General features: G+C 55.8%; 19 protein-coding genes and 1 pseudogene. 1 reads left to right on the forward strand and 19 read right to left on the reverse strand.

Annotated elements, in window-relative coordinates; translation table 11 throughout:
- Positions 1–44 precede the first annotated feature (44 nt).
- Both C7386_RS10310 and C7386_RS10315 read right to left on the reverse strand, forming a co-directional pair.
- Positions 45–332: a CD1845 family protein gene (locus tag C7386_RS10310; RefSeq protein ID WP_007883164.1), complete on the reverse strand. Its 288-nt coding sequence runs from the start codon at positions 330–332 to the stop codon at positions 45–47.
- Positions 320–637, reverse strand: a complete 318-nt coding sequence (locus tag C7386_RS10315) for a hypothetical protein (protein WP_182435317.1) — start codon at positions 635–637, stop codon at positions 320–322. Before C7386_RS10315 ends, C7386_RS10310 begins: the two co-directional genes overlap by 13 nt.
- 217 nt (positions 638–854) lie before the next feature.
- Here C7386_RS10315 and C7386_RS10320 point away from each other — a divergent pair, with 217 nt between their 5' ends.
- Positions 855–1,103 (forward strand): helix-turn-helix domain-containing protein, encoded by a 249-nt coding sequence (locus tag C7386_RS10320; protein ID WP_318261287.1) that lies wholly within the window; start codon positions 855–857, stop codon positions 1,101–1,103.
- Positions 1,104–1,182: 79 nt separating this feature from the next.
- Here C7386_RS10320 and C7386_RS10325 read toward each other — a convergent pair whose 3' ends face one another.
- The 17 genes and pseudogenes from C7386_RS10325 to C7386_RS10405 all read right to left on the reverse strand — a co-directional run.
- A complete protein-coding gene (locus tag C7386_RS10325; RefSeq protein WP_101069705.1) occupies positions 1,183–1,521 on the reverse strand; it encodes a plasmid mobilization protein in 339 nt (112 codons plus the stop codon).
- A 3-nt stretch (positions 1,522–1,524) separates the two neighbouring features.
- Positions 1,525–2,022 carry a DUF3849 domain-containing protein gene (locus C7386_RS10330; protein WP_116705482.1) on the reverse strand — a complete coding sequence of 166 codons (498 nt, stop codon included), beginning with the start codon at positions 2,020–2,022 and terminating at the stop codon, positions 1,525–1,527.
- On the reverse strand, positions 2,022–10,583 hold the full coding sequence (locus C7386_RS13925; protein ID WP_116705483.1) for a helicase-like domain-containing protein: 8,562 nt from the start codon (positions 10,581–10,583) through the stop codon (positions 2,022–2,024). The genes C7386_RS10330 and C7386_RS13925 overlap by 1 nt, the downstream gene beginning before the upstream one ends.
- Before the next feature lie 2 nt (positions 10,584–10,585).
- Positions 10,586–10,939, reverse strand: coding sequence for a TnpV protein (locus C7386_RS10340; protein ID WP_116705484.1), 354 nt, complete (start codon positions 10,937–10,939; stop codon positions 10,586–10,588).
- Between the two features lie 764 nt (positions 10,940–11,703).
- Positions 11,704–11,934 carry a transposon-transfer assisting family protein gene (locus tag C7386_RS10345; protein ID WP_116705485.1) on the reverse strand — a complete coding sequence of 77 codons (231 nt, stop codon included), beginning with the start codon at positions 11,932–11,934 and terminating at the stop codon, positions 11,704–11,706.
- 1 nt (position 11,935) lies between these two features.
- Positions 11,936–14,116 (reverse strand): YodL domain-containing protein, encoded by a 2,181-nt coding sequence (locus C7386_RS10350; RefSeq protein ID WP_116705486.1) that lies wholly within the window; start codon positions 14,114–14,116, stop codon positions 11,936–11,938.
- Positions 14,117–14,283: 167 nt separating this feature from the next.
- The gene (locus tag C7386_RS10355; protein ID WP_116705487.1) at positions 14,284–14,649 is read right to left on the reverse strand and encodes a cysteine-rich VLP domain-containing protein; all 366 of its coding nucleotides are present in this window, start codon (positions 14,647–14,649) and stop codon (positions 14,284–14,286) included.
- Complete coding sequence (locus C7386_RS10360; protein ID WP_116705488.1) at positions 14,642–16,684, reverse strand: DNA topoisomerase 3; 2,043 nt, start codon at positions 16,682–16,684, stop codon at positions 14,642–14,644. Before C7386_RS10360 ends, C7386_RS10355 begins: the two co-directional genes overlap by 8 nt.
- Positions 16,672–16,860, reverse strand: a complete 189-nt coding sequence (locus C7386_RS10365) for a hypothetical protein (RefSeq protein WP_116705489.1) — start codon at positions 16,858–16,860, stop codon at positions 16,672–16,674. Before C7386_RS10365 ends, C7386_RS10360 begins: the two co-directional genes overlap by 13 nt.
- Positions 16,857–17,831, reverse strand: coding sequence for a CD1107 family mobile element protein (locus tag C7386_RS10370; protein ID WP_116705490.1), 975 nt, complete (start codon positions 17,829–17,831; stop codon positions 16,857–16,859). The genes C7386_RS10365 and C7386_RS10370 overlap by 4 nt, the downstream gene beginning before the upstream one ends.
- Positions 17,824–18,063, reverse strand: coding sequence for a DUF4315 family protein (locus tag C7386_RS10375; RefSeq protein ID WP_116705491.1), 240 nt, complete (start codon positions 18,061–18,063; stop codon positions 17,824–17,826). Before C7386_RS10375 ends, C7386_RS10370 begins: the two co-directional genes overlap by 8 nt.
- Positions 18,064–18,078: 15 nt before the next feature.
- Positions 18,079–19,788 carry a C40 family peptidase gene (locus tag C7386_RS10380; RefSeq protein ID WP_116705492.1) on the reverse strand — a complete coding sequence of 570 codons (1,710 nt, stop codon included), beginning with the start codon at positions 19,786–19,788 and terminating at the stop codon, positions 18,079–18,081.
- A complete protein-coding gene (locus C7386_RS10385; RefSeq protein WP_207655871.1) occupies positions 19,785–22,190 on the reverse strand; it encodes a VirB4-like conjugal transfer ATPase, CD1110 family in 2,406 nt (801 codons plus the stop codon). The genes C7386_RS10380 and C7386_RS10385 overlap by 4 nt, the downstream gene beginning before the upstream one ends.
- Positions 22,111–22,542 (reverse strand): PrgI family protein, encoded by a 432-nt coding sequence (locus C7386_RS10390; RefSeq protein WP_007883202.1) that lies wholly within the window; start codon positions 22,540–22,542, stop codon positions 22,111–22,113. Before C7386_RS10390 ends, C7386_RS10385 begins: the two co-directional genes overlap by 80 nt.
- Positions 22,543–22,557: 15 nt before the next feature.
- A complete protein-coding gene (locus C7386_RS10395) occupies positions 22,558–23,103 on the reverse strand; it encodes an MT-A70 family methyltransferase (RefSeq protein WP_116705494.1) in 546 nt (181 codons plus the stop codon).
- A gap of 13 nt (positions 23,104–23,116) precedes the next feature.
- Positions 23,117–23,986 (reverse strand): VirB6/TrbL-like conjugal transfer protein, CD1112 family, encoded by an 870-nt coding sequence (locus C7386_RS10400; RefSeq protein ID WP_116705495.1) that lies wholly within the window; start codon positions 23,984–23,986, stop codon positions 23,117–23,119.
- 79 nt (positions 23,987–24,065) lie between these two features.
- Positions 24,066–24,149: pseudogene (locus C7386_RS10405) on the reverse strand (Maff2 family mobile element protein); the annotation flags it as partial.
- Positions 24,150–24,307 lie beyond the last annotated feature (158 nt).

The following is a 24,307-nucleotide window of genomic DNA, read 5'->3' on the forward strand; positions in this document are numbered from 1 at the left end:
GGATTTTAGAAAAGCAAGCCGAGGCGTTCGCCCCGGCTTGCACTTTAACTATGAATGAAGTTTTTCATGGCAGAGTTCACGTCTTGCAGCTTGCCAAGTCCCTGCACAGCCAGCATCGGAAGTCCCATCGGGCTGATCAGAAACGCCAGCACAAGGAGGATGATGCCGTTCTTTACGGAGTAGGTAATCAGCACGGCGAAAGCCAGCAGGGAGAGCAGTCCGCTTGCCAGCTTGAACACGAAGCCGGAACAGGACAGCAGCCCCGCGCACAGCCAAACGAACAGGGACAGGATAAGCGACAGCGGCGCAAAGAGAATTTTCAGGATGAACATTTTGCGGCCTCCTTTTCACAAAGTGCGGTCAGCGCATCACGCTCTTTGGCAAGCTTTGCTTCTTCCTTTTCGGTCAAATCACGATCACCGCCCGTGATCTCCAGCTCGCGGAAGCTCTCATAGGCGTTTAACAAAGAATCCCGCAGCGCTTCGGGCGTAGGGCAATAGTCCACGGTGTTCCAGTCCTGACGGTGGTTGTCAAAACCCATGACCGTGTAGCCTCTGCTGGTCAGGACAACTTCAAAATCCGTATCGCGGTTGAGGTAGTCAGAAAATACCTTCAGCACAATTTCGTTTGTCAGCATACGTTCCGCAGCTCCTTTCCAAGCGGTCAAATTTCTTTTCTGATATTAGAATACTTTGCCTATTGGTGTTTTGCAAGGATGCGGCAAAGTCCCACGAATAGCTTTTGCTGTCTACCCGACATCTAACCATATCACATAATCCTTCTTTAGTACAGCTACCTGAACTAATTTTCTCCAGATGGGAAATATAATGTTGGTACAGTTACAGGGACGGGAGGTGTGGTACTTGCAGTTGAATGAAGCCGTCAGCAGGCGTTTGGTTGAGCTGATGCAGGAGCGTGGCATGACGCAGTATCAGCTTTATATGAGAAGCGGCGTACCGAAGTCCACCATCGGTAATCTTGTGAACTGCGCATACCCGTCTATGAAGCTGCGGATCATCCACGAGCTTTGTCAGGGATTGGAGATCGACCTGAGCAGCTTTTTCACCTCGCCGCTGTTCGATGAAAATAATCTGGAACCGTAGAAGCTCCGATGCTGTTTTGCGTCGGGGCTTTTGCTTTTATGTGGGCAAGGGGCGGCGGAGTGGCCGCCGCCCCTGCGACTTATTTCAGCGCCGCCAGCGAGGAAACAATTTTCTCTGCCGCCGTCCATATCCGTTCCTGACTTTGCTGAATGTCCTCTAAATCGGCCTCATAGATGCGGCCTGTTTCGTGAGCGCGGCGGGTAAGCTGGTTGAGGTTGTTGCTGGAATACCGAAGCAGGGACACCAGCTCCCGCAGCTCCGGAAGATCGAGCTTTACCACATATCCGTCAATCGCCATCTTGCGGAGATACGCGGCCATGTTGGTGGTGCCGAACTGAGCCATCTTCGTTTCAATCATTTCCCGTTCCTGCGGCGTGACGCGGAATTTGAGCTGAATGTCCCGTTTGCGCTTTGCCATCGCTCAGCGCTCCGGGGCTTTGGACTTCGCCGAAATTTTCGGCGAAGTTGTTTCGGGCGGCTTTTTCAGCTTATCCCGGACAGAGGTTTTCTGCCGCTCCTGCGCGTAGGCTTTGCGGGTCTGGCTGAGAAACAGATTGACAAGGCCGGGATGACTGTTGACGGCCAGATAGCAGTTGCGGTCAGTACCCCATGCGTCAGGATTGGCGGGGATGGACATGGCGTTGGCCCAAGCCCTGTTGTCGGGAGAATACCGTCTGTCCCAATCTGCTTGACAGACGGTAATGGCAAGGACATGGAACGTGCGGTCATAGCCGAACTGCTGCACCACCTGATTGACTGCCACTGTATCCAGCCGGTTATCCCGGTAGTGGTCGCGGATGGTGGCTTCGATAGCTTCCTTGCAGGCCGTGTTCGCCTGATTGGAAGCGCGGTAGGCCGCAAGCTCGTCATGCTCTCTGGCGTAGGCCGCCGTGTGCTTGTAAACAGGAATATTTTTCATCATCGTGCCTCCATTTCTTTCTTGTGGGGCTTTTCCGGTGTGCCATGAACAGGCGGCGCTTTCAACCTGTCCAGAACGGAAGGCCGCGCCGATTTTGCAATCGCCTGCTCAGGCTGTGGCTGTCCCTTGCCGTCCAGATTCAGCTCCATATCCAACTCAATGAGCCGCGCCGTTTTCGCGGCCAGCTCCTGCTCCTGCGGGAACGGCTTACCGACCTCGGCCTTTGCCGCTGCCTGCTGGTTATAGAGGTTTTCAAGCTGCTCCTGAACGCTGCGCAAACGCTCCGGCATTTTATCCAGCGCATTCTCGATGCGGACAAGGTTGCCTCTGGCATCCGAACCGAGTTCAACGCGATGGGTCATCTGGCCTTTCAGCGTCAGCATGTACGTTTTCCACATGGAATCAAAAGCAACGGACATGGTAAAGCCGCGATAGCTGCCGATCTGTACCGGGTCTTTGCCCTTGACCTCCTTGCAGGTGTCCAGCAGCGCGGCACCGGCGTTTTCCTTATCGGTGAGCCGGTCGCCGCGAATCTCCATGCCGACAAAGCCCTCTGCCGGGAGCGGATGCGCCGCGAGGGTCTGCATATCCGCCTCCAGCCCACGAACAAAGCCCTTGTGTTCTTCTATCTTTTCCGGGAAGTATTTCAGCAGACTGTCCTCCAAGCGGAATTGCTTGCTGTTGTGGTCTGCCTTCATAATTTTGAGCTTAGACACCTCAATGTCCAAATCCATACGCTCCTTAATGCGGGGATCACCGGCGCATAGCGCCTTGATCTCCGCAAAGGACAGCGCTGTGGCGTCCACGTCCTCACAGGAGCGAACCGGGGATTTTGAGGTCATGATCTGAGAGATGAATTTCTGCTTGTTCTCAACGGTCTGCCAGAGGTAGGCGTCAAACGTCCCTTCGGTCACATAGCGGCAGACATGAACGAGCTTGTTCTGATTGCCCTGACGCTCGATGCGGCCTTTTCTCTGCGTGAGATCACGGGGACGCCACGGGCAATCCAAATCGTGAAGTGCGACCAAACGATCCTGCACGTTGGTGCCCGCGCCCATCTTGGCCGTGCTGCCCATCAGGACGCGCACTTGACCGCTGCGTACCTTTGCGAACAGTTCCCGCTTTTTGACCTCCGTATTGGCATCGTGGATGAACGCGATCTGTTCCGGGGGCATACCGGCGTCAATGAGCTTTTGACGCACATCCTCATAGACCGTGAACGGTGTGTCAGAGCTTTCCTCCAATGAAATCGCGCTCTCCAGCGCATGGATTTCCGGGCTGTCCAGCGTACCGGGGGAAGCCTTTGCCGCCCGCTGTGAGGGCGTGGTCTTTGGCGTAGAAATGTCGCAGAACACAAGCTGTGTCAGTTTTTCCTCCTCGCCGTCACGCCAGTATTGGAGAATGTTCGCCACGCACTGATTGACCTTGGTGGTTTCCTCGTCGGGGAGCATGGGATTGATGATGCGCTGGTCAAGCCCCAGCTTGCGTCCGTCCGAGGTGATTTTGAGCATATTGTCCACATCTGGGCTGACCGCACCGCTGTGTACCTTGGACGCTCGTTCCGAGAGGGCTTTCACCATGTCCTGCTGGATCTGTGTGGGTTTGGTGGCGATGGTGTGATACGCAACCTCCGGCGTGGGCAAGTGGAGCTGATCCGCCGTTTTGATGTCGGCGACCTCTTTGAACAGATTCATCAATTCGGGCAAGTTGAAAAACTTTGCAAAGCGCGTCCTTGCCCGGTAGCCGGTTCCCTCCGGGGCAAGCTCCAGCGCGGTGGTGGTTTCACCAAAGCGGCTTGCCCAGCAATCGAAGTGGCCCATACCCATCTCTTGCAGCCGGTCATGCTGCAAATAGCGCTGAATGGTGTAAAGCTCTGTCATGGAGTTGGAAACCGGGGTGCCGGTGGCAAACACCACGCCGCGCCCGCCGGTCAGCTCATCCATGTAGCGGCACTTTGAGAACATATCCGAGGATTTCTGCGCATCGGTGGTGGAAAGCCCTGCCACGTTGCGCATCTTCGTATAGAGGAAAAGGTTTTTGTAATTGTCCGACTCGTCCACGAACATCCTGTCTACGCCGAGCTGTTCAAAGTAAATCACATCATCCTTGCGGTCGCTGGCTTGCAGCTTTTTCAGCCGCGCCTCCAGCCCCTTTTTCGTGCGCTCCAAGCTCTTGATGGTAAAGCTGTTGCCGCCTGCGAGCTTGGTATCCTGAATGCCATCGGTGATTTCCTCAATCTGTTGGTGAAGGAGCCGTTCCTGCCGCTCCGGGCTGATGGGGATACGCTCAAACTGGCTGTGGCCGATGATAACGGCGTCATAGTCGCCGGTGGCGATACGGGCGCAGAATTTCTTGCGGTTGTGGGTTTCAAAGTCCTTCTTGGTAGTGACAAGGATGTTGGCCGAAGGGTAGAGCCGCAGAAACTCGGATGCCCACTGTTCCGTCAGATGGTTCGGCACGACAAAAATGGATTTCTGGCACAGTCCCAACCTCTTGGATTCCATCGCAGAGGCTACCATTTCAAAGGTTTTTCCCGCGCCAACTTCGTGTGCCAGCAGCGTATTCCCGCCGTACAGCACATGGGCGATGGCGTTTTTCTGATGCTCCCGGAGGGAGATTTCCGGGTTCATCCCAGAGAAAACGATGTGGCTGCCGTCATACTCGCGGGGACGAGTGCTGTTCATTTCCTCGTTGTATTGCCGTACCAGCGTTTCGCGCCGATCCGGGTCTTTCCAAATCCAGTCCTTGAACGCATCCCGGATAAGCTGCTGCTTCTGCGCGGCAAGGGTGGTTTCCTTGGCGTTGAGGACACGGCGCTCCCGTCCGTCTGCATCCTCAATGGTATCGTAGATACGAATGTCGCGGAGGTTCAGCGCATCCTCCAGCAGCCGGTAGGCGCTGGCGCGGTCTGTGCCGTAGGTGGTGAATGCCGCCACATCGTTGTAGCGCACCATGCTCTTGCGGGAAACCTGCCATTCTGCGGTGTATGGGACATAGCTAATCTCGATCTGTCCGCGCAGATAGCGGGGCGTATCAAAGGTTTCGTACATGAATTGCTCGATGTACTTCTTATCAAGCCATGTCGCACCCAGCCGCACCTCAATTTCACTGGCCTCCAAGTCCTTCGGCTGGGCAGCAATCAGGGCATCCACATTCCCGGCGAAGAATGGGTCGCGCGCTGCTACACGCTGCGCGGTGCGGAGCTTCTGCCGGACGTTGCCGGAGAGATATTCGTCCGCCGTCTGCCAGCCCTTCGCCCAATGCTCGCCGCCGTCCTGCAAGTCAAACGGGCCGCTGTTGGGTTCCTTGTAAATGACACCCTTCAAATCCTCAACGATCTGCGGGATTTTCTCGCTGCCGCCCATGAGGGAGGCCATAAAGTCGAGATCGACGCAGGCTTTTTCTCCGATGCAGACAGCAAGGGCTTCGCTGGCGGTATCCACAGAATCTACGCTGCGCTGCTGCTTGATAGTGCGCTTGTGGAACATATCCGCCTTGCGCTCCAGCTTTCCGTCGTCGTCCAGCACTTCCAGTGAACACAGGAGGTAGTAAGAGGAATCGTCAGAGAACGCAAGACGGTTCGCACGGTCATTGATTAGGCCATGTTTTGCGGAGAACGCATCATAGAGGCGGTTTAGCTCGGCCTGCGCTTCCTGAATCCGGCTTTCTGCGCTGTACTCGTCCATTTGCAGGGCAATCAGCTCATTCACGCAATCCCGCAACGCGACCATGCCCTTGACACGCTCGGCGGCGGTGGCGTTCAGCTCCGGCTTGACCATGCGGCTGTTTTCCCGGTAGTACACCTCGCCGCCCACCACGGTGTAGGAGTAGTTTTTCACATTGGGGTCTGCGGGGATGGACGTGTCGATCTGTTCGCCCTCGCCCAGCTCTGGCAGTTCCGCCTCCTGATAGGTGCCGCGAATATTTTTCACGGCATCATGGAGCTGATCTGCAAGCGCCAGCCCCTCAATGGGGACAACGGTGAAATCCTGTTTGCCGTATTGGGTGCTTTCGGAGGTCTGCCTGCCTAAAATCATCTCCGGGTGGTCAACAAAATAGCGGTTGATGGCAAAGCCGTCCTCGTTCTGGCCGAGGTGTACCCAATCCGGTTCGATCTCAATGGGACGGTCACGCTTTTGGAGAAAGAGAATGTCCGAAACCACATCCGTACCAGCGTTGGCGCGGAACGCATTGTTGGGCAGACGAATGGCACCCAGCAGCTCCGCCCGCTGCGCGATGTACCTGCGGACTTCGGGTGATTGCTTGTCCATCGTGTAGCGGGAGGTCACAAACGCGATCACGCCGCCAGGACGCACTTGGTCGAGGGTTTTGGCAAAGAAGTAGTCGTGAATGGAAAAACCGAGCTTGTTATAAGCCCGGTCATCTACCTGATATTGTCCGAACGGGACGTTGCCCACGGCGAGGTCATAGAAGTCTTTTCTGTCCGTTGTCTCAAAGCCTGCGATGGTAATGTCCGCCTTGGGATAAAGCTGCTTGGCAATACGTCCGGTGATGCTGTCCAGCTCCACGCCGTAGAGCTTGCTGCCCTGCATCGGCTCCGGCAGCAGGCCAAAGAAGTTGCCGACGCCCATAGACGGCTCTAAAATATTGCCGGTCTGGAAGCCCATGTTGCCGACCGCTTCATAGATTGCCTTGATGACGGTGGGGCTGGTGTAGTGGGCGTTCAGCGTGGACGCTCTGGCCGCAGCGTATTCCTCCGGGGAGAGTGTGGCATACAGCTCTGCAAACTCGTCCGACCAGTTTGGCTTATTTTCATCGAACGCATCTGCCAAACCGCCCCAGCCCACATAGCGGGAGAGAATTTCCTGCTGCTCCGGGCTGGCCTGTATGCCCTCAAGCTCCAGCTCTTGCAGGAGTTGGATAGCCGCCATATTTGCCCGAAACTTTACTTTTGCGCCGCCGACGCCGAGGGCATCATCGGTGATGTGGAAATTCTGCGCGTCGCGGTGGCTTGCCGCCTTGAAGTCAGCGTAAGCGGCCTGCTCCGCAGCGGCAACGCTGGGAAAGCCCTGCCACTCGCCGTCAACGGGGATAGATACCGCAGGACGGTGTGCGGGAGGCTCGTCGATCTCGGCCTGAGAGATGGCATCATCAAAATCAGGCACAAACTCTCCCATTTCCGAAAGTGCCGCGCGCCCTTCCTGCTCCAGAATCAGAGCTTCTTCCTCGCTCATGGCAGGCGGTTCAGGCTTGGCGGGTTCCGCAGAGGGCGGGTCATGCTCCGGTTCCGGGATGTGCAGCGTTTGGATTTCTATGTCGTAGGGCAAGTGCGTTTTCTCGGCAGGATAGAACGCGACGGGTTTGGTGACAGGCTGCGGCTGCTCCCATTCCTGCTCTTCAACAAACGAGCGTATAAACGCAATGTGTTCAGCGCGGAAGATGGGAAAGCCCTGCCTGTTTTGAAAAGTCACATCGCGCAGAGATACTTCATCCGTGCCGAAATTTACGCTGTCAATGACAAACTTCCGTCCGTCAATCTCCAGCTCCATGCCAATGGGGATATACTCCTTGGCATCGGCCTCGTTGATAACATCATAGCCGTCGGTTTCATTTGGCTGCGCAAACACGAAGCTGTGTCCATGCTCCAGCAGCCGCTTTGCGGCGCTTGCCCATTGTCCAAAATCATAGCCGGTCACAGCGGTTTCGCCCATACCGGGAATATCGCGTTGCAGCAGGCGGCGATTCAAAGCGCTGGCGGCTCGTTTTGCATCCGCGCCATAAAAAAGCAGCCGTTCTCCGACACGGACACCGATGAGCTTTTCGGGATGCTCTGCACGAAGCGCCTGATATGCCGAAATATTCGGCGCAAGCTCACGACCCTGATCTGCAATTCGTGTGAGGACAGCAGAAACCGGTTCGGTTCTGTGTTCTGGATCGTGATTGCTCTCGCTGGAGGATGAAACGCCGCTGAGATGCGCGACAGTTTCATCTGCGGAATCAACATTATAGAGCTTACCATCAATTTCCACGCGCTGCCCCATAAGGTTTTGAACCGCTTGCGGCGTCTCCGGGATTGGCTGTTCTGTGTGCTGCGCCGCAATGACGCGCTGCGGCTCTGGTTCAGAAACCTCGAAATATCTGGTGTCGAGGTAGCGTTCAAAGGAATTGCGGTCGATGCTGACAGGTTCCTGTCCGGGTACGTTCGGTAACGTGTGCCAGACGTGATCTTCATCTACACGCGCGATAACGCCGACTGCTGCTATGTGGTCTAACTCTATGGATGAAATGCGATCTCCAATATGATAGGTATAGCCAAGCGGTGTTGTAAACGCCGGAGGGGATAGCTCAATTCCCATATCCCGTTTGATGCCATCCAAGTAAGCAATGGCGTTATTCTGTTCTGCAAAGCGGAGCGTTTGTTCCCCATCTCCGCAGAACCGTTCCAACACCTCATCCCAAATGCCGGTAATTCCACCCTCGCCGGGATGCAGACGAATGGAGTATCGGTCAGGTGAAAATAACCGCAGTCGCTCATTCTCGTCGTAAAATTTATTCTCTCGGATGAGCTGTGCCAACCGCCGCTGTACCTGCGCCCATGTGAGCGTCACCGGCTCGGCGTTTCCTACATGGATATACATGGGAGTTTTGCTATCTTCCCAGCCATATTTTGCAGCCAGCCATGCGGCGGTGCTGCGTTCTCGCCCATGCGCCTGCATATATAGTGCGACTTCCTGCTTGCCCTTTAGGTTGTTGTGCCAATCCAGAAGCGCGTTGTCAATGTCCTCCTGTGTGATCTGATAGGGAGAGGGTGCGACCGTCGCTGCCAGCGTGGGATACAGTTCCTCCAAAAGCTCCTGATGCAGCCGGTTATGGAACGCGGGCATATCAAAGTACAGGCGGACAAGCTGGAGATCATCAGATACCGTGACAATACGACGGATAGCGTCCGCACCCTCCAGATAAGCGTTCTGGCGGTCTGAATTGCGGCAGGCATTGACAAAAGCCGTATCTTTGGAAAGCGCGTTGCCAACGGTCAGCTTGTACCCGTCAAACAGCTCCTGCACCGTGGGCTGAACTTGCTCTGCGGCGGGGTCGCGGAACACCCTCGTGCCGTCCGCGCCGAACTCTGCTTCATAAGCATTGATGGCGGCTTCTGCTTCATGGTCGATAGAGCGCAGCGTGTAAATGTGGCGCTCACTTCTAAAGTCTGGCGCTTCGGCAATCGTCACATCATACTTATCGCGCAATTTCTCTACATACATCTCTAAATTGTGCGCCGGAACGCCGCACATTTCCACACGGCCAGCGCCGGGGATATTGCGGGTGGTCAGGTTCATATCCAGTAGCTCCACCGCCTGTTTTGCGTCCCCGCCATACATCTCAAAGAAATCGCCCACCTGAAACAGCACGATGTTGTCCGGGTGGGCTTCCTTGATGGCGTTATAGCTGTCGTAGGCGGTGTTTCGCACCACATCCTGTGCCTGCGCCTTATCATAAAGCGCCTGTTCGTCTGGTGTAAAATAGCGGTTCATCCGAATCAGCTCAGAGATACGCGAAGCGACCTTGTTCCAATTCATCTGAACATCTGCACAGCCCGCTTTTTTCAGCGTGATGCCTTTGCTGCCGTGATCTTCATAGCTGCCGCTTTCTCTGGATACAGCATGGGTGCGTCCTCCGATGCCATACTCTTTTTTCAAAAAATCAGCGCTCTCTTTTGTCGTGTGCGGAGTCTGGAAAAACTCATAGATGCGGGTCTTTCCACCCTCAAAGCTGCTCCCGTTTGCAAGAGAAGCCGCAATTTCATCTTCGGTGATAAACCGGCCCGTCTTCGGAACAGCCGCCATATCGGAGTGATATTCTTTGCGCGGCAATGACAGATCTTCCAAACGTGTGAGAAGTGCCTGCGGCCGGTGGTAATGGAAGCGCAGCAGCGCACGGTTTTCGCGGTAGGCGTCCATGAATACCTTGTATTCTGACAGGAGCCTATCCCGGAACGCCGGATTCAGCAGATCGTCCGTCAGACGCTCCGTTTCCTCTGGAAAGCTGGTGCTATGGATATTACCCAAGCAGGACAGATACCCCAGCGACTTTGCTTCATCCGAGAAATCGTGATAAAGGTTCCAGACATCCACAGCAATACCCAGCCGCTCATAGCGCGGGGCTTCCGTGACCTCAAGATTGGTGGCAAATGCGCCGCCGTCCAGAAGTTCCTCAATATGCTCCGCCGCATCTGCCCAGCCTATCACTTGGGCAGAACGAAGATAGCGAGAGGTATCTCCGGTTGCAATATGGATACCATCGTCCCCGTACCATGCGGAAAACCTGCCGTTATCCGTAATCAGGCCGTTGCCGCCGTGGTAAAGAGCTTTCAGAAATGCCGCGCGATCCTCTAAAGGTTTTTGCTTGGAGAATTCCGCAGCAATTTTCATCCGCGCTGCATCCGCATTACCGCCCGCGCGCAGGATGTGGTCAATATCATCCTGAGAAATGAACATAGAAAAAGCGGAGGGTGTTACACTCTCCGCTTCTGCGATGGATTGAATTTGTTCTGCCTCTGAGGGGAAGAAGGACATCTGCGCCCCAGCAGGGGCATCGAACATATTTAGCTGAACACCAGTTCCGTGAGGATCGTTTCCTCGGCCTGCGCTTTCAGCATGTTCATCAGCCCTACCCACTTCATCGGGTCGCTGGCTTTCAGCGATTCCGTCACGCCCGCCGACTTCATCAGCTCCGGCATCATCTGTTCCAGCCGGTTGTCCGCCGCCTCGTCGATCTCCCGCAGATGGGGGTACAGCCTCTCGGACAGCAGCAGGCTGTTCCACAGCACCGGACGATGCTCCTTCAGGTAATCCTTCCGCATCCTGCCGTACTTGCCCAGCGGGGCTTGCGGCTGCTCTGTCAGGCTCAGGTCGGGAATCAGATAATCCCCGCTGCGGGTGTAGGTCAGTTCGCTCATGGCTTTCGCTCCTTTCCGCGATTTTCTCGCGCTCATAATTCTTGATGGTGACTTCGATCTGCCGCAACACCAGCTCGCTGGACTGGCTGATGGCCGTTCCAAGAGCGGCGACGGTCTGAGGGGTGTTGAAATCAAAGATGTTCAGAAAATCCTCATGCTCGAAGTAATCTCCCGGCTGCATCCCGCAGCGGGACAGCAGCGCATAGGTGGTGCTGACAACGGCGGCGTTCCGAAAAGCGGCTCCGATGTTGAAATCATCATAACCTTCCAGAAAGGAACCGTCAACGATGCCGACAATATCGCGCCAGTTATCGTGCCAGTATTCATCTACAAGCTGCGCCGCCACACGCTCCATCTGATCGGCAAGTCCGTTTTCACCGGAAACGTCGAAGCGCTGCTCCAGCGCCGCAGATACCACCTCACGATGCTCCTGCCGGTATTCCCAAAGATAAGGGCGGCGAGAGTTCTCGCCGCCGCTGGTATCGGAAACATCGAATACATATCGAAGTTTGGGTTGGTCGCTGCTGGTATCCACAAGGGCGATGCCCTTGCTGCCTCGCCGCACATAGCGGCGCATCTGCTTATTCCAAAGGTCGTATCCCGCGCAGGCCGTGGCTTCCGGGCGCTGGGCGAAAATCATGAGCTGCTCGTTGTAGGGGTACTTATACAGCCTTGCGGCGGTGGTCAGAAATGCCGTCCACTTCTGGTAGCTTCCCGTGATCTGCTCCGCCGTGCGGTCTGCCATCTGCGCATAGAGCTGTGCTTTACTCGGCATCCATATCCTCCTTTTCAAAATCGGGGAACAGGTCGAGCGCGTCATATTCCGCGTCGCTCATCCTGCGCAGCTTTGCGATGGCGCTGTCCGTCAGCTCCCGCAGCTCCGTTTCATCCGCAGCGAGGTAGCCGCGCATTTCCTCCAGCGCCGCGATCAAGCCCGTGCGGGTGCCGGTGTTGTAGAGGCTCATAAGCTGCTGTTCTTCAAAGGTGATGTTCATATCAAAGCTCCTTTTCCGCGCTCTTTTTGGGCGCTGTTTTGTGTGGACGTTCTTGGGCCGGTTGGCTTTTGAGCTGCTCCAGCACAGATTTCTTCTTTTCCCGGTGTGCCGCCTCTGCCAAATCCATCAAGGAGATGGACATACCGGCCTTGACCTGTGCTTCAAGGTCGGCGACGGTGGGCTGTTTGGGGCCGTTGTTGATAATGCCGTCGATCATGCCGTAATCGTCCTCCATCGACATTTCGGCGGCTTTCAGGTAATTCTCCGGTTTCTGAAAGGCGGGCAGCTCCTGAAATCCCATGCTGTCACAGTAGTGATAGGATACCTTGCCGTCCTGTTTCAGCGCAACGATGTCACTGACGGAGAGGCTGTGTCCCACAAAATCACCGGGGCGCTCGTCGTTGAAAATGTAGAAGAAGTTTTCAAGAATTCTGCCGGTATCATCGTCCGGGTACACTTCACGGGTATAGACAGCTTCATAGTTGGCCGGATCAGGCGGGGCGCTCAGACGGTCAAGACTGGCAAAACGCAGCTCGACCGGCGCATCCCGGCGCAGTTGGTAGATCGCCATAGCATCGGTGGGGCTGTTCAAAAAACGCTGCTCCACATCGCGGGGCGGGATATGGCCTTTGACCGCATCCCAATCCGGTCTTGTGACGCCGAACATTCCGTCGTGCTTGATGATGTCCTCGGCTTCAAAGACCATTTCCTCGGCGTTGTCGGGATAGAGCATATAAACCGTGATGTCATGTTCCAGCAGCTCCAGTGCCCGATCCTTGGAAAGCGGGAGCATATCACTATCCAGATACCCATAGCTGCGCATATCGTCCACCGTCAGCGTGGGGTCAGGCATCGGGGTGGCCTGTTCCAGCTCCGGGAGCATGGTATCTGTATCATCGGTGGGAACAACGACTGCGCCGGTGATCTGTTCGCTGTCCAAGGGCGGCGTAATCTGCGCCTCCTGCAAGTCCTCCAGAATTTTCATATCTGCAAAGGTCACCTTGGTTGGTGTCATGCCCTGAATGGCAAATACCTCCGTTCGGACAGCCCCGGCAACAGATGCAACCGGCGAATCTTCAATGGCGCTGCTGTCAATAACACCGCCATCCAGCAGCTTTTTGCTTTCCTTGTCGTAGAGCGAATAGTCCCAACCGCCGTCTGTATGCTGCACATGGAGATATACCGAGCCATCCACAAGATAAAGCGCTTCGTCTGTTTGTGTGGCGCTCACTTCTTCACGATTGATGCCGCGCTCCTTGCAAATCTCCGCAAAATGCCGGTCAATGTCCGTAATCAGCTCGGAGGCAGTCTTGTTGATGGTTTCCAGACTGGCGCGAAGCTCTTTCAACTCCTTGCCCTTTGACCATGTGGCGATATAGCCGAAGCTGTTTTCGCCCGTTTCAATGCCGTAATACTGGCAGACCGCATAGGAGATGCTTTCGGCCTCGACCTCCTCGGTGTTGCGGCTCTTTTCGCCGGGGACAAGGATCGTCTCACCATCGTCCGCAAGCTCCGTCATGTGTTCGTAGTCGTGGAGCTTGGCGTGGGCAATCTCATGGACGGCGGCGCATACCGTCTGCACCTCACTCATACCGGCGCGGATGGTGATGCTCTGCGCCTTAATGCTGAAAAAGCCGTCCGTATCCCGCGCAACGGGCTTTATCTCCATCGGAACGGGAGAAGCACGGCGCAGCGCCTCTATGAAAACCTCATACTGCTGCACATTGCCGCTCAGATCGGCGGCAAGCTGGGGCAAGGGCTTTCCCGCAGTCTGTGACACATCAAAGACGGACACCACCTTGAACATAGGGATACGGATTTCCTTTTCCTCAATGATGGCCTTGCCGTCTGCATCCAGTATCGGCGCGTTGGTTTCCGGGTCGGTCTTGATTTCCTCGACCTTTTTCTTATAGGGAGTGGGAGCGATGATGCGGATACCTTTTTCGCCTTTCAGGACGTTCCTGCCGAACTGATCGCGCCACTTGTTGAAGCCCGCCACATGGGTTGCGTCGGGGCGCTGCATATAGATGAGCATGGTATTATTGACCGAGTAGCGGTGAAAGCGGCTCATGGTGGCAAGGTACTTCCGGTACTTATCGCTCTCGAACAGCTCCTTGATGCCATTTTCGATACTGTCAACGATCTCCCGCATCCGGTCTTTGCTGGTTTGTTTTTCAGCCATGATGATCTCCTTTCAGAAAAAATAGCGCCCCTGCGCAGAAGAAAACACATCCTGCACAGGGGCAATTCTCCGCAGATAGAGGCCGTTTTTGCGCTTGCGGATAGAATGACGCAGCCACTTGCAATCCGGCATGGAAAAAGCCTTGCGGCACGGGGCTTTCCCAGTCTCTATTTGCGGAGGTTCCAGTATTGTTTACGCTTCCGTTTGGCGTCCTGCTTTCGACGCTCCTGCTTGGCGCAGGCGGGGCAATATTTGGTGCGATTGGAGGAAGAATAGACCGGCTTACCGCAGACGGCGCAGCGCTTTCCCGGCCTTTCCCGCATCACGTCGGCCAGCAGCTCATGGTCGGCGGGAAGTACCGCGTTTCGGAACCAGTTGCACAGCAGCGAGTAGGAAATACCCTGTACGCAGACGCAAGGCTCTCCATCATCCAGCGCGAGGCAGTTGCCGTGATCGTAATTACAGCAGAGCTTCCGAATGAGCTTCTTGGAGCGGCGGAGCTGCTTGTGATCCATACGCGGCGCATCAGCCATTGTCGAACACCAGCTTATAGCCCGTGTGCTGCCCATCATCCTCCAGAAGAACGACGGCATCATAGGTTTTCCCGGTTTTTTCCGAGTAGCAGCCTTTCAGCGGGGCGCGGCCATTTTTCAAAAGTGCGGCGGCAAGGGATTTTGTCAGCGCTTTTTTCTTGGCGGTGAAAAAGCGGCTATTTTTCCAGAGAACAAAGGAACAGGCACGGTTCTCGCAGAAAAAGCCCTTCTGCAATTCCGTTACCTCGGCCCCGCAGCGGGGACACTTGCCGACCACCTCGCGCCCGGAGGGGAACAGGACTTCCGCACCGGGGATGGGCTTGTAAGTCTGCACCAGCTCATGTAGCATGGCGGCGATCCCATCCATGAAGCTGTCCGGGAGAATTTCACCGCGCTCGATCTCTTTCAGGCGGTGCTCCCATTCAGCGGTGAGCTGCGGAGACTGGAGCTGTTCGGGCAGAACGGTGATAAGCGCCGTGCCGGTGGAGGTGGGCAGCAGATTTGTGATCTTCTTAGACTTCCTGCGCTCCACAAAACCGGAGGACACCAGCTTTTCAATGATACCGGAACGGGTCGCCGGGGTGCCAATGCCCTTGCGCTCGGCATCATCTGGCATATCCTCCTTGCCCGCGTTCTCCATCGCAGCCAGCAGCGTATCCTCGGTGAAGTGCTTGGGCGGCGTGGTTTTTCCGGTCTTGACCGACGCGGCAGATACGGAAAGCGTCTGATTCTCCGTTACCACCGGCAGCGCGGGCGCTGCCTCCGTCTGCTCCTGCTCATAGCGCTTCCAGCCGGGAGCAAGAACGGTTTTTCCCTTGGCGGTGAAGCTCTGACCGGCACATTCCACCGTAATGACCGTTTCTGCATAGCGGTGGGGTTCATCCACGGCACGAAGCAAGCCCCTTGCCGCCAGCTTCAGCACCTCGCATTCGCCCAGCGGCAGAGAGGCCATATCTACCTTTTCCGCGCTGATGGTGGGAACAATGGCGTGGTGATCGGTGACTTTTTGGCTGCTGCATACCTGCTTGGCGCAGATGGTCGGCGGCTTCTCCGTGCCGCAGACAGCGGCAGCAGCGGCAACAAGGCCGGGGACGCTGCCCTCCATATCGTCGGTCAGGAAGCGGCTGTCGGTGCGCGGGTAGGTACAGAGCTTCTTTTCATAGAGCGCTTGGAGATAGTCGAGGGTCTGCTGAGAGGTGTAGCCGAGAACGCGGTTGGCGTCGCGCTGGAGGGAGGTCAAATCGTAGAGCGCGGGCGCTTTCTCGGACTTTTCCTTGCGCTCCACGCTTTTGACGGTTACTGTCTTGCCCTTGCAGGCGTTAGCGATGGCATCGGCATCCTTTCTGTCTTTCATTCGGTCTGTCGCGGCGGGAAAGCCGCAATCAAGCTGGACGGTGTAGAACGGCTCTGCCACAAATGCGGAGATCTCCGCCTCACGCTGTACCAGCAGCGCCAGCGTGGGCGACATGACGCGCCCGATGTTCAATGTGCGTCCATACGTCAGGGAGAAATACCGCGTGGCGTTGATGCCCACCAGCCAATCGGCCTTGGCACGGCACAGGGCAGATTGATGCAGGCCATCATAGTCGCGCCCAGACCTAAGCTGCTGGAAGCCGCTGCGGATGGCATCATCCTCCATTGAAGAAATCCAAAGCCGCAGAATCGGCTTGGAGCATCCCGCAAGGCAGTAAACCGTGCGGAAGATCAGCTCACCCTCGCGCCCAGCGTCGCAGGCGTTGACCACCTCGGTCATATCCCCCCGGCGCATCAGCTCCCGCAGAATGTCAAACTGCTTCTGCTTTTCAGAGCGGACGATGAAGCGGAACGAGGTAGGAATGATGGGCAGCGCCGCCAGCGTCCATTTGGCATCATCGGCATTGTAAACGGCGGCGTCGGCCAGCTCTGCCAGATGCCCAAAGCACCACGACACGATGTACCCGCCGCCCTCCAGATACCCGTCATGCCGTGACTTTGCGCCCAGCACGGCGGCGATGCTCTGCGCCACGGAGGGTTTTTCGGCAATCACAAGGCGCATGGTGCAGCCTCCATTCTCTTTACGTCACGGTAGCAGGGGTGAACGCAGCTCTGTCCGAAGCGCTTGCAGCCATAGCAGAAGTGTTCCTTGGCAGCGGCGGGAGGGCTGTCCTCCCGCGCTGCTTTCGGCTTCTGCATCATCAGGCGTTCCAGCGGATTGTTGGTGAAATATCTCATACGTCTGTATCCTCCGTAGTATCCTGTTCCGGTTCGTCCTCATACGGCTCAAACTCGTATTCGTCCTCATCCTCACCGTAGTCATAATCGTCCAGATCGGCGCTGCCCTTGGTCTGCGGCTTGGCCTTTTTCTGCTTGAAGATGTAGAACGCTGCACCGCCGCCCAGCGCGACAATCAGCAGGACGACGAGGATGCCGCCCACGCCGCTCTTTTTCTCCGGTTCCTCGGCGGCGGGTTCTGTCGGCTCAGCGGGGACTTCGGGCTTTGCCTCCTTGCCCACGCACTCGGTCATGTTGACCGCGCAGACGGGGCAGGATGTATTGACCGTACCGGCCACGCATTTGGTGGTGCAGGAGCAGACGGAAGGCGTTTCTTCCTCGCCGGTCAGCGCCATCAGGTCAGCCTCATCCACCTGATTCAAGAAATGGACGGTTTCTTCGCCCTCATCGTCGCGGTCAATAATCATGTAAAACACATTGCCGTTCTTGCTTTCCAGCGTAATGAACTGTTTCCCTGCCTTGGTGCTGGTGCCAATATCATCGATCAGCGTCAGGTTGCCGTCCGGTGTCAGCGCGTCGCTGCCGCCCGTCATGCCGCCGATGCTCGCGGTACTGTCAACGGCATCGGTAACGGTGAGATAGCTGCCGTACACATAGCCAACTCTTGCGGGCAGCAGGATCTTCACCCAATCGCCGTCCCTGCCGATCACATCGACCACCGTGCCGTTGGGTAGCTGTGTAAACGCGGTGTTGTCCAGTCCCGCGCCGGTGCGGACGTTCAGGTTGCCGCCGTTGGTCGTGACCGTGCCGATCTGTTTTGTTTCCTGTGCGTCTGCGGCGCTGCTTTCGGCGGTGGGCAGCGCATTATCGGGATAGTCGCCGCCGCTGGCAAAGGCGGAAACGGGGAGAATCCCGATACACAGGAGCATCAGCAGCAGGCTGATAAAAATGCGCGGTGTGTTTTTAGTCATGGTTCAACGCCTCCTTTTCCGAAGTGGCCGGTGCAGGCGCGGCCTGCATACGGCGGAACAGCTCGGCAAGCTGCTCCATCGTTATGCCGTTCTCACGCACCATGCCGATGATGTCGGTGTCCTCCAGCTCACGAATCTGCTTTTCCAGCTCGCGGTTGCGGCCTTGCAGATCAGAGATTTTGCCTTTGTTCTTCTCCAGCTCCCCACGGAGCTTCATAATTTTCGGGTTCATATCGTTCACTCTCCTTTACGGCAAGCGCCCATAACGGTAGAAATGGGACTGCCAATAGTTTGAATTTAAGTTTGCATAAGAGATCGGATCTCCGCAGTGGATCATTATATTGTTGCCGACGTAGATACCCACATGGCTGACACCGGGGGTATCATAGGTTCCGGTGAAAAACACCAGATCGCCCGGTTTGACGTTGGCAGAGGATACGGGCGTACAGATGTTGCAAAGCCCCTGCGCGCCCAGCCTGCCCACATCCCAACCGGAATGATTGATGACCCAACTGACGAAGCCCGAACAGTCAAACGAGGTGGAGGGGCTGCTGCCGCCCCAAACGTAGGGGTAGCCGAGATATTTTTCCGCTTCCTTGATGATGGCGGCAAATACCTCATCGTCCAGTGCCTCCGGGGGAATGTCGTAGTCGGTATAGCTGCCCTCCACATACTTGCCGATGTAGCCTGAACCGGGGAACAGGTCGGGACGGTTGCCGAGGGTGGCCATATAGGTGGCGTACATTCCGAGCTGTTCTTCGCTCATAATGTAAACGGGAACATGGGAGAGATTGAAGTTTTCCAGCGTGACCGTGCAGATGTAGTAGTCATACGGCACCTGATAGGTGTCCGTATGGGTGTTGCCGTCCGCGTCCGTCCATGTGTCGGTTTCTGTGCGGTAGCGGGTTTCCACCACCACATCCTCGGTCAAAATGTACTGGCGGTCAAAGAGCATTTGGAGCGTACCCTGCACCTCATCCAGCGTCCATTCCCCTTGATGCAGCGCCGTAATCATGGAAATGAGTACATAGGGGTCATGCTCGATGGTGTCCAGATCAAAGTGGTACTCATCGTAGTCATGGGTACTTTCATAGGTGTCGAGGTAGCGCTGAAGCTCTGCCTCCATTTCGCAATACTGCGCCTCTGCGCCCAACATATCGGCATCCTGCGACGGATAAGTGCTGGCCGCGATCCCGGAGCCGACACCATCCATTATCACCGAGCAGGAGGACAGGCCGTTGAGCAGAAATGCCAGCATCAGCAGAATTGCGGCGGCAATGGCAAAGCCGCGCCGGTGTTCCCACACATATTTGCCCGCTTTCTCAGCCTTTTCAGCGGCTTTTTTCGCGGCCTTGGCGGTATTCTCTGCCGCCTTTGCCGTAGTCTGCGCCGCCTGATTGTGCTTGGCAGCGGCATACTGCTTCTTAATTGCCTGCTTCTGCTGCCATTTGGAAACGGGATTGCTGGTGGGGCTGTCGATCTCTGCTTTCTTCTGGAGCGCGTCAAGATTGGCTCGTTCCAGCTTTTTCTCTGCACGGATGGCAGCACGATAAGGCTTGAGCTGATGGGCGCGGTGGGCAGACTGCACCAGCCGCCCGCCGCTCTCCACGGCTTGCTCTACCTTGTGCGCGGCCTCTACGCCTACATTGTCATCCTCGCTCTGCCGCACCTCCCGATGAACCTGAGAGAGAATGAGGTTGGCGGGGGTATCCTGCACGGCATGGGTCAGCTTTGAGGGCGGCTTTTTCTTATCCACTTCCTCAAAACGGAGCTGCGTTTTGACCTTGCCGGTGGCCGGATCAAAGCCGCGCTCCTTTTTGACCACGGTTTTCTTGGGGATTTTGGCCTGCGCCTTATCCGCCTTGGCCTCTGCTTTTTTCACCCGCTTGATGGGCTTTTCCAGCTTCGGCTCGGCAAGATCGGCGTCGGAAAACTGCAAACGCGGTTCTCTTTTCATGCCGACGCCACCTCTTGCGGTTTGGTGGTCATGACGCGGTACAGCTCGGTGTCCTTCGGGAAGTGGTCAATGAAGGGCAGGATCGTGTTGCCGTAGAACAGCAGCCCCTCGCCCTCGCCGGAGTGGGTCACATAAGAAAGCTGATGCGGCGAAATGTTGAGCTGCTTTGCGAGAATCTGCCGGTCGCCAGCGGCCTGATTGAGCATATAGATGAAATCGCTGTTCTCAAAAATGTTCTCAACCTCGCGGCTGGATAACAGGTCTTTGACATTTTGCGTGATCCCGGTGGGGATGCCGCCCCATTTGCGATAGCGTTTCCAGATTTCGACACTGTACGAAGCCGTCTGTTCCTCCTTCAAAAGAAGATGGAACTCGTCAAGATAGTAGCGGGTCGTTTTATGGGCGGCGCGGTTGATGGTCACGCGGTTCCACACTTGGTCTTGGACAACGAGCATCCCAATTTTCTTAAGCTGCTTGCCCAGCTCCTTGATGTCGTAGCAGACAATGCGGCTGTTCACATCCACGTTCGTGTGATGGTTGAACACATTCAGAGAACCGGTGACGTAGATTTCCAAAGCGGTGGCGATGTACTGCGCTTCCTTTTCATCCTGCGCACGGAGGGCGTTATACAAGTCCTCCAGCAGCGGCATATTCTCCGGTTTCGGGTCGTTGAGGTAATCCCGGTAGACGATGCGCACACAGCGGTCGATGATGGTCTTTTCCACAGGGGCAAGCCCATCCTTGCCGCCGACGATCAACTCGCACAGCGACAGAATGAAGTCGGATTTCAGGCTCAGCGGGTTATCATCGTCGCTGTAATCCAGATTCAAGTCCATCGGATTGATGTAGCAGGGCGAACCGTCGTAGCCCTTGCCGGTGGGCGACAGCTTAATGACCTGACCGTGCAGGCGCTCCACCAGCGGTGTATATTCACCCTCCGGGTCACAGATGATGATGTCATCCTTGGGGCAGATGAGAAACGCATTGGTGATCTCACGTTTTGCCGAAAACGACTTACCGCTGCCGGGAGTGCCTAAAATCAGGCCGTTGGGATTTTTCAGCAGTTTCCGGTCTACCATGATGAGGTTGTTGGAAAGAGCGTTGATGCCGTAGTACAGCGCCTCCGAACCGTTCTGAAATAGCTCCTGCGTGGTGAAGGGAACGAAGATCGCTACGCTGGAGGTGGTTAAGCCCCGCTGAATCTCGATCTGATTCAGCCCCAGAGGGAGGCTGCTCATCAGTCCTTCCTCCTGCTGAAAGTCCAGCCGGGTCAGCGCACAGTTATACTTCTGCGCAATGCTGGAGGTCTGGAAGATGTTGTTGTCGAGCTGCCGGGGTGTGTCCGCCGTGTTGAGAATGAGGAAGGTCAGCAGGAACATTCGCTCATTGCGGGACTGCAAATCCTGCAACAGCTTCTTGGCCTCCGCGCCGTAGGTGGCAAGGTCGCTTGGAATGATGTCCATGTCGTACCCTGCACGGACGGCCTTCTTCTGTTCCTCGATTTTGGACTTGTCGAGATCGGTGATCTTGCGCTTGACGGTCTTGATGGCGTTGACCTGATCCACAGACTGCACATGGAGATTGACGAGGACGCTGCTCTCCATATCCAGAAAATCCGCCAGCATCCGGTCATTCAGCTCCGGTGCCAGAATCTGCACGAAGCTGATCGCACCCAGCTTTTTGCCCATGCGGAACATCCTGCCGGTCTTGAACTCAAAGGAGCTGGGCGCGATAAAGTCCTTGGTGGACAGCCCGGAGGGAGCCAGCCAGTCCCACGAAAAGCGGAACGGCTCCTGCTCGTCCATCCGCAGAATGTCGTGCATGACGTGCAAGCGCTCAAAGCCGTTCAGCGGCGCAGTCACAACGCCCAACCGCTTGAAGTTGTTCAGAAGGTCGGTTTCGATGCGCTCCAAACGGGGCTTGGCGGCGCGGAGGTTGTCCGCCTCAATGCCAAACGTGAGATACTTGGTCTTAATCAGGCCGTTGTTGCCGCGGGCAAGCTGATTTTGCAGCATACCGGCGTACTCGGCGCGGATGCCGTCAAACTCGTCCCCGCAGGGCGGAATGGAAATGCTCCGTGCAAAGGTTTCCTGCGAAGCCGAGAGGTTCACAAAGGAAAGCTGAAACTGCACGGAGCTGTCAAAGTAGTTCAGGAAATCGCACCACGCCTCAAAGATGGCGGTCTTGTCCTCGTTCTGCGAAAGCTGGTAGTTGATGTCCTGATATTGGATCGTTTTGGTGTAGCGCGTGTCGGTCACACGACAGATGCCGTCCGGCCACATACGCTGATACGGGATGCTGTCCTGCGCCGATTTTTCTTTCTTATCCGTTCGGTTCGCTCTTGCGATGGCGGCTTCGATCTGTTTTCGTTCGGCGCGGGTCAGCTTTTTCTTTTCGGACAATTTGATACACCTCCCGGTCTAACTGGTTTTGCCGCTCCAGAACGGCATAAAAATTGTTGGTCTTATACGGGCGCTGCTTCGGCCTCTGGAAGCACACGCGGTAGATGTTGCGGATGACGACCTCCAACGGCTGACCGTTTTTTTCATACATGGCGAACAGCATAGCCGGGATCATCACCACCATCATCACCATGGCGGCGGGGCTGGTGCCGATGCTGCCCTTGAGCAAGAAGAAAAGCGGTACGCCGATGAGCGCGCCGCTTCCGAAGCAGATGAGCTGTCGTTTCGTGAGGTTGAACAACACCTTGGTTTTTACTTTGGTTAAGTCCTTCGGGACGTTGACATAGGCCATTGTGTTTTACCTCCGTTATGGGAACTGAATGGAGCAGTCTACTTCGTTGCCCCATACATCCCAGCCAGTGGGAGACTGTCGGGCAAATAGCTCGATACGAGGCAGATCGCCTGCCAGCTCCACAATTTTCTCCCGGATAATATCGGGCTTTTTGCTGTGTTCCGCTATGGGTGCAAAGACCACCTGATGAACATTTGCAGAGTGGCGCTTCGGCGAGCCTTTCGTTGCAAGCAAGCAAAGCTCTACATTTGCGCGTGTCCAGTAGCCCATGCCCCAAAACAGAGAAGATGTCTTTTTGTTTTGCTTTACCCATGCGAAAGCGACTGTTTTATAGGTGAAGCCCCAAGCATCAATGACGGAAAATGCTTCGCGCAAAGTCGGGAATGTTACCCACATAAACAGGATGCAGTTTTTATCTGCCAGTTCTCTGACCGGGAGATTTCTGATGTCATCTATGCTCATGGTCGGGTAGTGAGATTCGGCGGAACGTCCAGAACCTTTCTTTGACCATACGCGATATGCCCAAGGTGGATCAGCAAGGATGATTTGATACTTTTTCAATTCATCACCCCCGTTAATGTGCGTTGAACACGGACTTGGCAAGGCTGCTCGTTTTGAACAGGCAGAAGCACAGCAGCACCGTGTAACCCATGCAAGTCCAGATGGCGTAGATGATGTCATCCACAAGCGCGATGTTCTGCACCAAAACCGCGTAAATGGCAACGCAGACAATAATCAAAAACGCTTGGAAGCCCAGTGCCAGCAGGGAACGGATGTAGTTCTGCCCCATGCCGCCCCATTCCTTGCCCATCATGGTCGCCATCGGAATGGGCGCGACAGAGGTGACGAGATATATTTCAATCATTCTTCCGAATGTGATAATGAAAATGCAGATGGTCAGCGCCCACATGGTAATGCCAACGAACAGCGATTGGAACCACAGGCCGAACAGTGGCCCCAGCTCCATTTCCATCAGCCGATCCTCGATGCCCACCATGACACTTGAAATGTTGATGCTGGTGTCGCCGATAATCAGCCCGGAGGCGCTGGCAACGACGCTTTGGGCAGCGTCAAACACGCCCGTCACAATCGTCCATGTGTTTGTTACAATCAGGACAGCGGCAGCGGACTTGAACGCCCACTTGAAGAATATCCATGTGTCCATGTCGTTGAGGTTATTTTTGTCGGTAATGAGCTGGATCAGTTCCAGCGTCATCACAAAGGCGAGAATTGCGCCTGCGATGGGGACGATCACGGTTTCCGACAGGTTTTGTATCATGCTGAAAATGCTGCCGTTCCATGCCTGCGGCGATAAGCCCACCTGACCGGAGATCTCGGCAACCTTTTGATTGGTCGCATCGAACATCCCGGACAGATTGCTCACGATACCGCCGATGAGCATTTCTTTCAGCCATTCCGTGATCTTATCCCATAAGAAATCCATAGGGTTGCCCTCCTTTCGGGAGGATGCCGCCCGAAAGCGGCACCCTCCGTGGATTTATGGGAAGCAAACGAGCTGCCGATTAGCCGAACAGACCGGACAGCAGCGGCACGAGGGTAATGCCAATCAGCGCCACGCCGCCGCCCGCCATCAGCTGTTTTATCCCCAATTAGGTGTAAAACTCTGCTCGATGGCGGGCGGCGGCGTACAAAAAATCTATATGGTGTTGTTAAGAGAACCGTCCCGGCGGGACAGGTCAGGCAGTGACCTGTTCCACCTCCGGGATGGGTTTGAGATTAAAATGAATTTCGATAGAAATGTGTC

The sequence above is a fragment of the Agathobaculum butyriciproducens genome, assembly GCA_003096535.1.
Classification (GTDB): domain Bacteria; phylum Bacillota; class Clostridia; order Oscillospirales; family Butyricicoccaceae; genus Agathobaculum; species Agathobaculum butyriciproducens.